At 66.9% G+C, this 9,782-nt stretch carries 9 protein-coding genes; all 9 read right to left on the bottom strand.

The features are described from left to right. Window positions 1–13 precede the first annotated feature (13 nt). On the bottom strand, window positions 14–538 hold the full coding sequence (locus tag HYU53_16545; protein ID MBI2222800.1) for a hypothetical protein: 525 nt from the start codon (window positions 536–538) through the stop codon (window positions 14–16). Between the two features lie 126 nt (window positions 539–664). After that, window positions 665–1,849 carry a PepSY domain-containing protein gene (locus tag HYU53_16550; protein ID MBI2222801.1) on the bottom strand — a complete coding sequence of 395 codons (1,185 nt, stop codon included), beginning with the start codon at window positions 1,847–1,849 and terminating at the stop codon, window positions 665–667. A gap of 5 nt (window positions 1,850–1,854) precedes the next feature. Next, the gene (locus tag HYU53_16555) at window positions 1,855–4,119 is read right to left on the bottom strand and encodes a TonB-dependent receptor (GenBank protein MBI2222802.1); all 2,265 of its coding nucleotides are present in this window, start codon (window positions 4,117–4,119) and stop codon (window positions 1,855–1,857) included. A gap of 438 nt (window positions 4,120–4,557) precedes the next feature. Next, window positions 4,558–5,454, bottom strand: a complete 897-nt coding sequence (locus tag HYU53_16560) for a copper resistance protein B (protein ID MBI2222803.1) — start codon at window positions 5,452–5,454, stop codon at window positions 4,558–4,560. Further along, the gene (locus tag HYU53_16565) at window positions 5,451–7,169 is read right to left on the bottom strand and encodes a copper resistance system multicopper oxidase (protein ID MBI2222804.1); all 1,719 of its coding nucleotides are present in this window, start codon (window positions 7,167–7,169) and stop codon (window positions 5,451–5,453) included. The genes HYU53_16560 and HYU53_16565 overlap by 4 nt, the downstream gene beginning before the upstream one ends. A gap of 93 nt (window positions 7,170–7,262) precedes the next feature. Further along, window positions 7,263–7,817 carry a YceI family protein gene (locus tag HYU53_16570; GenBank protein ID MBI2222805.1) on the bottom strand — a complete coding sequence of 185 codons (555 nt, stop codon included), beginning with the start codon at window positions 7,815–7,817 and terminating at the stop codon, window positions 7,263–7,265. Between the two features lie 90 nt (window positions 7,818–7,907). Beyond that, a complete protein-coding gene (locus HYU53_16575; GenBank protein MBI2222806.1) occupies window positions 7,908–8,261 on the bottom strand; it encodes a winged helix-turn-helix transcriptional regulator in 354 nt (117 codons plus the stop codon). Window positions 8,262–8,342: 81 nt separating this feature from the next. Then, window positions 8,343–9,401 carry an asparaginase gene (locus HYU53_16580; protein MBI2222807.1) on the bottom strand — a complete coding sequence of 353 codons (1,059 nt, stop codon included), beginning with the start codon at window positions 9,399–9,401 and terminating at the stop codon, window positions 8,343–8,345. A 7-nt stretch (window positions 9,402–9,408) separates the two neighbouring features. Continuing rightward, entirely contained in the window at window positions 9,409–9,663 is a 255-nt protein-coding gene (locus HYU53_16585) for a hypothetical protein (protein ID MBI2222808.1), read from the bottom strand. Window positions 9,664–9,782 lie beyond the last annotated feature (119 nt).

The following is a 9,782-nucleotide window of genomic DNA, read 5'->3' on the forward strand; positions in this document are numbered from 1 at the left end:
GAGCCCTCGCGTTCTAAGGCAGCACCCTCACGAACCCGAACATCCCGTCGTTGACGAAGTGCGGGAGCACCCCGCAAATGACGAGGTGCGTCCCCGGATTGTGGAACTGCACCACTTCCACCCGGTCCTGCGGCTGCAGGCTCGGATCGAGCCCCCGGTAGATGCGGTTGTTCGGATCGTCAATCAGTGGCGGTCCCGGAGGGGCGGTGACCGGTCTGACCAGGCTGGTGTTGATGTCGGACGGCTGCGTCCCCGCGGAGTACACCAGCACGTGGTGGAACCCGCCAATGACGAAGTTCACGGTCCCCCCAACCTTGATCGTCGTCTCGTGTGGAGTCAGCTGGTGCCCGTTGCGCGTCCTGTCGTTCAGGTTGGGAAACCTGTCGAGCGGCGGATCCGTGCGCCAGGACCCGAAGCTGACCGTGGCGTTGGCCAGCGGTCCCTCCAGGGGAGAGTGGTCGTGCCCCCGGGCGGCGGCGAGCGGTGTTACCAGTCCGGTCGCGAGCACCGACGTCACGAACGTTCGTCGTTCCATCATTTCGCCCCTCCTTCGGCTCATGCAGCCGGAGGCGGGGCGGCAACGGGCGTGCCACGACGCGGCCGCCGATAATGCGCCGCCATTCGGGCGCGCCACGCTGCCCGGGCTTACGCGCGCGGTAAGCGCTTACGTCCGACGCGGCGGGCTGCCGCACCTGGTCCGGGGGGCGAACGGCCAAGGCGGCGCCAGCCTCCATAACCGCTTCCGAATCGTCCGGTTCCACCAGACCACAACGCCGGACGCGGCGAGCACCGCCATCGCGAAGCCGACGATGAACCACAGCACCCCGCTCAGGGCGCCCGCGAAGCGCCCGCCGTGGAGGATGCCTAACCATCGGATCGCGCGGTCCCCTACAGGACGACCGGCGTATCGGTCTATGCGCACCACCTCCCCCGTGGCCGGATGGAGAAATACCACATCTGCAAACGCCTGGATGCGCTCACCCTCGCCGAGCATGAGCGCCCGCACCGGCTGCGTGGAACCCGCCGGCAGCTGGAGCGTGTGGACACGTTTGTGCGGCACCGCGGCACGGGCTGCCGCGAGCAGCGTCTCGATCCGCGCCGGCGGTCGACCGGCGGCGTCCGCAAGATGCTGCTGCGGCTCGGGCGGGCTCACCGGCAACACCGCCGCGATCGGCGTCCGGAACCACAGCGGCCAGGTGTGATACACGCCCGTGATGGTGATGAGCAGCGTGAGCGGCAGCAGCCAGATGCCCGTCGCGCCGTGCAGATCCCACCATCGCCGCGGCCACGGGGCGCTCCAGTCGATCCGCAACCCTCTGCCCCAGAGACCGCGGCCGCGCCACCAGATGACGATTCCGGTGACGCACAGCAGCGTGACGCTAAGGCCCCCGATCCCGTTCACGACGCGGCCCGTGCGGCCGGACAACAGGTTATTATGAAGATCCTCGAGAAACCGCCACCCGCTGTTTCGCCGCGTGATGACCCGGCTGATCTCGCCCGTGACCGGATGCACCTCCGCGAATGCCCATTGACCACGGTTCAGGAGGAAACCGCCGTACGGCCCGCCGGGCCGCTCCGGGACCACCACCGAGGCCGCGCGAAAGCCCGGAAGCGCGGCGCGGAGTGCACGCAGGGCCTCGTCGGGCCCGACGGGCAGCTCTCCGCGCGCGACATCGGCGTGCGGCACAGGCGGCTCCAACAGATCGTGCAGCATGAGCAGGCTGCCGGTGACGCTGGCCACGACGAGGTACAACGCCGTCAGAACGCCCGCCCAGAGGTGCAGCTGGAAGAACCAGTGGCGGCCGCGCCACTGGCGCGGCCTGTCAAGTATCTGCTCCCAGACCGTCATGCGTCTCAGAACTGGATGTTGAGACCGGCGGAGACGACAACCCCCGGATCGCGCTGTGTGCCGGCCACGCGCCGGGCGCTCCCGTCCGGACTGATGATTGTGCGATCGAACCCGAGATCGCGCTGGTTCAACAGGTTTTCGACCCGTGTGAACAGACCCCAGCGCGAGGAGGCACTCCAGGCGATCGCCGCGTTTAACTTGCCGAAGCCGCCAAACCGCGTGACCACGACATCGTCGTTGAGCCGCTGTTCCGACAGGCCGCCATCGTCGTAGATCCCGTAGACACTGGCCGCGAGCCGCCTGTGGAGATCGATGTGAGTGCCAAAGCCGGCCACGTAGTTCGGCAGCGGCGCGAAACGGAGATCGACGTTCGAGGCGCTCGGATTCGTGCTGTCGTCGCGGTAGCTGCGCAGCCACGTGAGGGACGCGAACGGGCGAAGCCTCCAGACACGCCACTCGGTCCACATCTCGACCCCGCGCGTCCGCGCTGCGTCGTAGAACGGGATCCCCATGCCGGTGTTGCCGAAGTTGAACAGGTCGGACTCACGACTCTTGAATACCGCGACGCGGACGGTGCCCGAACCATGCGAGCCGATCGAGACCGGCTGTTCAGCGCCGATTTCAACCGTGTCGGTGGTCGACGGGCGGAGTCCAACCGCAGGATCCCGGCGAATGAACTGCCCGTTTCCCCACCACAGGTAAAACGCCTTGTTCAACTTGTAACCCGTGGACCACGAGCCGAAGAGGCGCGTGCGTGCACCCGGGATGACCCACGCGGCTCCCGCATCGTAAGCGGCGCGCGGTTTGTTGCGGAGTCCGTTGTCGATGTTGGCCACGCGAACGCCGCCGTTCAGCGTGACCGCGCCGATCTCGAACGAGTTGCGCCAGTAGACGGCCTGCTCGCGGAACGAAAAGGCGACCGGCTGTGTCGTGATGTCCTCGAACCGATCCCACGTCAGGTCGGCGCCGCTGGAACCGCTGTAGGTCACCCCGCCCGCGAGCGGGACGCGCCACTGAATGTTGGCGAACAGCCGGGCGGCACGCTGGGGCCGATTGCGGCGGGAGACGCCGGTCGCCACGCCGCCAGCGGCGTCTTCAACGCGGTTCTCGTGAAACCAGTTTCCCGTGATGCCGACACCAGCACCGAAGTTCTCGGACTTGCGCCAGTCGTAGCGGGATGCCAGGAAGTAGTTGGTCTTGTCCGTGTGGTAGTCCTGGCGGATCAGCCGGCCAGCCTGCGTGCTTTCCTGGAAGTAGTCGTGACGCTCGCCACCGCCGATGTACATTGTCTCCCAGCGTCCGCGGGTGGATGTCTGCACGCCGAGTTTCATGAGACCCGACGCCAGCCGCAGGCCTTCGATCGGTCGTGGAAACGTGCTGTACGCGCTTCCGTAATCCGCCAGCGAGCTTTGCCCGGCGACGTAGTAATCGACAGGCCCCTTTCCGCCACCGGTATCGCCCATGAAGATGCCTTCGCCGAGGCTGAGCATTTCCACGCGAAAAGAACTTGCGGGGTTCGCACCGGACCCGCGCTTCAAGTAGTTGCGGATCACGCCGCCTGACGCCTGGCCGTATGAGACGCCGAGGCCGCCCGTGGCGATACTGAGCGATCGAATCGCGATGGATGGAATGATGGAGGAGAATCCGGCGGTGTAGCCGCCGTCTTCCGCCGATACGGGGGTGATGTCAATAGACGGATACTGATCGACGGTTTCGACAGTGCCCCAAGCGTGACCGCCGCGGATATGCGTGGGAACGCTGAACCTGTCGCGGCCTCCTGCGCCAGCATTCATCACGCCGGGCAGCAGGCGCAAGGCGGCGTAGTTCGCGACCGGGTTCAGACTCGTGAGTACGTGCCCATCAACTGACGTCACCGACTTGGTCGTGTCGTAACTCCGATCCACGCGGCGGGCCAGATCCTCCTCCCCGCCAGCGAGAACGGTCACGGTCGCCGTGACAGGTGCGATGGCCAGCCGCAGGCGAACCGTGCGTTGTTCGGCCGTGCTGATCGATCGCGAGATCGGGGCAAAGCCCCGCGCTGCGACCCGCACCGTCGCGTTGCCGGACGGCAACCCTTCGAATCTGAACGTGCCATCGGGATTCGTTCGTTGCGTTCGGCCGTGGGTTCCGGCGACTTCAATTACAACTTCAGCGCCGGGAATCGGTCGATCCTGGTCGTCGACAACCGTACCGACGACGACATGGGTTGGAGCCGCGGAAACGTCCGACCCGGCTGACGCGCTCGGGGAGGTCGACAACAGGGCCAACATCACCGAAGCGACCCATGCGGTTGCGATTGAGGGAAATGGAAAATTGCAGCGAAATGCCAGGGAGTGGCCGGGCTTGCATTCATGCCCGGGCGAAGAACAGACGGCTCGCTTCATAACGCACCCTCCTGCTTGCGCGCGACGAAGCGTGGCCGTACACTACCGGCGTCGGACGCTCTCATGCGCGCAGCGCGTGAACGGTTCTCTCCAGGACCGAGCGGTTCGACTTACCCGCCGTGTGTGGCGCACGCGGCGGGTTTTTTTGTTGTGGAACGAGTGTCGATGCGTTCTATGAGAGCAACTTCATAAACTTGAGACTCGTTCTCATTTTGTGCAGGATATCTCGGACCAATTTGGTCGGTCAAGCTCAAAATGCCCGACCACGTCCGCCCGGCGGCGCGAGAGGCTGATTCGCGGGTTTGTGGGGGGCCGTCGGTTGCCTCAGAACCAGGTACGCACGCCGAGCGCGAGCTTCGCGCCGCCGACGTCTCGGCCCTTTTCGCGGGCGAAGTCCGCTGTTCCAAAGAGCTTCCGGTCCCACACCACGCCGACGTACGGTGCCAGCTCGCGACGGATCTCGTAGCGGAGCCGCACGCCGGCTTCAATGGAGCTGAAGCCTGCGCCGATGGCACGCTCCGGATCGTCCTTTCCGTACACCTCCAGTTCGACGAGCGGTTGAAGAATGAGCCGGTTCGTGAGCAGGAGGTCGTACTCCGCCTCGAATCGCGCGTGCGTGCGGCCACCGGCGCCGACATAACCGGTCGCTTCGATCTCGAACCAGTACGGCGCCAGCCCCTGCACGCCCGCCGCCGCCCACGTCTGCGGATCGCCCGGCCGGAAATCCTGGCGCACGCCGGCGACGAAGTCCCACCACCGCGAGACGCTCCGCCCCCACAGCGCATGCACGAACGCGTTCGTGACGCGTCCGTCCTCGCTTTCACCTTCGGCGCGGATCCAGAGGCGGTCGACGTCGCCGCCGATCCACGACGTGTTCTCGAGGTTGCCGCCACCCGATCCTCCACCCTGCCACTCGAGCTGTTCGAACAGCACGAAGGCCGTGAGCGTCCGATCGTGGACGGCGTGTCCGCCGAGCGCCGGCGGGAACGCGGCGGCACGGTCTGCATCGGTGATCGGCGGGATCGGATCTTTCGGGCCCTGCTTCGGCGCGTCGGCCGGCTTCGCGTGAGCCGAATGGTCGTCTGGCGGCTTTGGCTGCGGCTGCTGCGCGGGCGGGGGTGGAGGGTGCCCGGTGTGCGGCGGCGTCTGGGCAGCCCCGGCAGGCACCATCAGGAGCCACGCGGTGAAGACGAGGACAGGGAAGTGCCGCGCCCGGATCATTCCTCCACCCTCACTTCCCGGAACATGCCGGACTCCATGTGATAGAGCAGGTGGCAGTGAAATGCCCAGCGGCCGAGCGCGTCCGCCCGCACGCGAACGCTGCGCTTCGTCCCCGGCTGGATGTCCACCGTGTGCTTCCGCACGATGAACTCACCGGCCTCGTTCTCGAGGTCGCTCCACATGCCGTGCAGGTGCATCGGGTGCGACATCATCGTGTCGTTGACGAGGACGACGCGCAGGCGCTCGCCGTATTTGAGTCGAACGGGTTGCGCGTCAGAGAACTTGATCCCGTCAATCGACCACGCGAACTTCTCCATGTGCCCGGTGAGGTGCAACTCGATCGTGCGGCTCGGCTCCCGGCCGTCCGGGTCCTCGAAGATGCTGCGAAGATCCGCGTAGGTGAGCACGCGCCGCCCGTTCCCGCGCAGCCCGACGCCCGGATCGTCCAACCGCGGCATTGGCATGGTGGCCTGCATATCCACAAGCGGATTCCCGTTCTCGCTTTCAGGGTGCGCCTGCATCGGCACGTCGTGTCCCGGCGTGTTGTGTCCCGCCATCTCTCCATGCCCCATGTCCGCCATCGTCAGCAGTTGCGGTTCGTCCAGGCGAGGCACCTCCGCGCGCAGCCCGCGACGGACCGCAAGCGTCCCCGCGGCGTAGCCAGTCCGATCGGCCGATTGGGCGAAGATCGTGAAGGCCTCCGAGCCCGATGGTTCGACGATCACGTCGTAGACCTCGGCAGTCGCGATGCGGAACTCGTCGACCTCCACGGGGTGCACGTACTGCCCGTCGGCGGCCACGACCGTCATCTTCAGCCCCGGGATGCGGACGTCGAAGTACGATTGCGCCGACCCGTTGATGAAGCGCAGCCGGACCCGCTCGCCCGGCTCGAACAGCCCCGTCCAGTTTTCGTTTGGCGCGAGGCCGTTCATCAAGTACGTGTACGTGTAGGCGCTGAGGTCCGAGAGGTCGGTTGGATTCATCCGCATCCGGCCCCACATCCTGCGGTCTGCCAGCGTCGCGGAGAGCCCCCGCTCCCGCACATCGCGGAAGAGATCGACCATCGTCCGCTTGTTGAAGTTGAAGTAGTCGGACTGCTTCTTCAACTTGGCGAAGACCGCGCGCGGATCCTCGTCCGTCCAATCCGAAAGCAAGACGACGTGCTCGCGGTCGTGCTGGACGGGAGAGGGTTGCCGCGGCTCGATGATGATTGCGCCGTAGACGCCGAGCTGCTCGTCGAACCCGGAATGGCTGTGATACCAGTACGTGCCGTTCTGCCGAACCGTGAACCGGTACTCGTACGACTCACCAGGCCGGATCCCGCCGAAACTCAAGCCGGGAACGCCATCCATGTTGGCGGGCAGCAGGATGCCGTGCCAATGAATCGAGGCTTCGTCCTCTGAAAGGGTATTCGCGACGCGCAGCGTTACGGTTTCGCCTTCACGCCACCGGAGCGTCGGTGCCGGGAGCGACCCGTTGACCGTGTAGGCGGTGCGGGGCCGGCCGGTGATGTTGACCGGCGTCTCGCCGATACGAAGGTCGAAGTTGGTACCTGAAAGTTCGATGGTCGGCTGCCGCGCCGGCGCCTGCGCCCACACCCGCGGCGTGCGCCAGAGGCCGAGGCCCGCGACCGCCCCGCTCGCGGCGAGTCCTTTCACGAACGTTCGGCGGGACGGCGCGGCGGGATCGGCGCGATGAGTGCGGTGAGACGGCATCATAATCCCCAGCTGCAGCGAGCATTGGACAGCAAGGATGATGCCTGTGCGCGCGCCGGCCGCCGGGGTTCCCGGCGGCCGGCGCACGTGCGCCTAGTTCGCGCGGGCCGCCTGCACGTTCAGCGTCACATCCACATCGTCGCCGACGAGGAAGCCGCCGGTCTCGAGCGCGGCGTTCCAGGTCAGGCCGAATTCCTTCCGGTTCAGCCGGATCGACGCCTCGAAGCCCAGCTTGTCGTTGCCCCACGGATCGCGCGCGACGCCAAGATAGGTAACCGGCAATTCGATCTGCCGGGCGACGCCGCGGATGGTGAGCGTGCCGCCGACCGCGAAGTTGTCGGCCCCCTTCGACACCACGCGATCGCTCACGAAGGTGATCTCCGGGTGGTTCTCGACGTCGAAAAAGTCCGCGGACTTGAGGTGCCCGTCGCGGTCAGCGACCGCCGTATCGATGGAGGCGGCTTTGATGCCGACCGCCACGCGCGCGTTCTCGGGTCGCGCGGGGTCGAAGGTGATCGACCCGCTGAAGTCGCGGAACTGGCCGCTCACGCGCGAGAGCAGGTGCCGGACTCGGAAGAGCACCTCGCTGTGCGTGCGGTCGATGGCGTACGCGGTCGAAGCGGTCTGCGGGGTAGCGGTCGTGGTCATGGTCATCTCTCCGTCATCTCGAATGTGTTAGGCGGTTAATAGTTGACTAATCATGTTGTGACGCCGGCATCGCACCGCGCGGCCGCGCGCCTACTCGTCGGGATTTCTCACATGGTCCAGCAGTTTCACGAGGCGCCGCCGGTCCGACTCGCCGAGCGCGCCCAGCGCCTCCTCCTGCGCGGCGATCATCGGATCCTCGAGGCGCTCGAGCACCCGCGCGCCCTCCTTTGTCAGCCAGCAGAGATGCTGGCGGCGGTCGCGGCGGCAGCGCTCGCGGCGGATATGTCCCTTGCGTTCCAGTCGATCGAGGAGCCGGGTGACGCCGGGCGTCTGCTCAATCATGCGCTCCGCCACCGCCAGGGTGGGGAGCCCCGCGTCGCCGGCGCCCCGCAGGATTCGCAGCACGTTGTATTGCTGCAGGGTGACGCCGTGCGGCTCGAGCACCGCGGCGAGCCGCCGGCGACGATATCAATAGTTGACTAGTCAAGCATTCGTCGTTCCACCCGCAGAAGGCGCGGGCGAGCCTCAGTACTCGTTGAAGATCCGCTGGATTTCGGCGGCGTCGTCCGTCCTGGTCAACGCCAGCATCAGCAGGACCCGCGCCTTGAGCGGCATGAGGTCCTCGCCCGCGATGCGATACGACGGCGACGGCGGCTGCCCGGTGCCGGGCGCCGCGGCCGGCGGGCGCCGGAACGGCGCGATGCGCCCGCTTCCGGCGCGGGTCGTGACGACCACGGGCACGCGTTTGCCGACCGCGTACTGGATGCCCTCGTTCTGCGTGCCGCTGGTCGCACCGGCGCCGGCCGTGGCCATCACGATGCCTCTGGCGCCGGCATCGACCGCCGCGCGGATCAAATCGCCGGGCGCTCCCTGATACACGAGCAGGACGTCCACGCGGGGCAGCGCCGCGATCTTCGCGAGATCGAACTCCGTGTCGAAGGTTCGCCGCTTGACCGGCTCGCGGTAGTAGACGATCCGATCGGCGTCAACGACGCCGAGCACGCCGTAGGGGCGGCTCTGAAACGTCTGCAGCCGCAGCGCGTCGGTCTTGGTGACTTCGCGCGCGGCGTTGATCTCGTCGTTCAGCACGACGAGCACCCCTTTGCGTCTCGAGGCAGGGTCCGCCGCGACCCGGACCCCTTCGAGCAGGTTGGCGGCCCCTTCGTACCCCAGCGTGCTCGGGTTCCGCATCGAACCGACCACCACGACGGGGCGTTCGTCTTTAACGGTGAGGTTGAGGAAATAGGCGAGCTCCTCCAGCGTGTCGGTGCCGCTGGTCACCACCGCACCCGCCAGATCCGTGTCCGCGAACGCGTCCTGGATGCGCCGGGCGAGGAGCACCCACTGGTCGAGCGTGAGGCCGCTGCTCGGGAGGTTCGAGAACTGCTCGGACTCGACGCGCGCGTAGTGCCCGACATCCGGCATGCTCTTGACCAGTTCCTCGTGCGTCAGGCGGCCGCCGGCACGGTTGGAGATCGTGCCGCCGGTCGCGAACAGCTTCACGCGGGGCGGCTCGGCGGCCGCGGCCGCGCTCCAGCACACGAGGAACGCGAGAACGAGAGGCGAATGCCGTGTGAATCGCATGCAGGGCCTAAGCTACGGAATGGCTGCCGGACGCATCGAGCGGCGCCCGCGGCGACTGGCTGGGAGCGCCGTGTGCCCGGGCCAGCCAGCTGCTGAGTTGTTGCGCCGCTTCCTGCGGCGTCGCACCGTAGAACGGCATCAGGGCCGTCGAGCCGCCGGGGACGCGCACGAGGTGCGCGCGCCATCGGTTGCTGCCGACCGCGGATACCTCGATGAGGAACTCGCGCCCGTTGATTGTCTCTTCGAAGGTATGAACGCTCACGTTAGACGCCGGAAAGAAAGGAGACGCGTCATTCTAGCTATTCGCGGCGGCCGATCAAGCGAAAGGGCAACCGAAAGCGCCTCCACACAGTGCATCCGGCCCGGGTGCCGTGGCGGGCA

Source organism: Acidobacteriota bacterium (assembly GCA_016184105.1).
Taxonomy (GTDB): domain Bacteria; phylum Acidobacteriota; class Vicinamibacteria; order Vicinamibacterales; family 2-12-FULL-66-21; genus JACPDI01.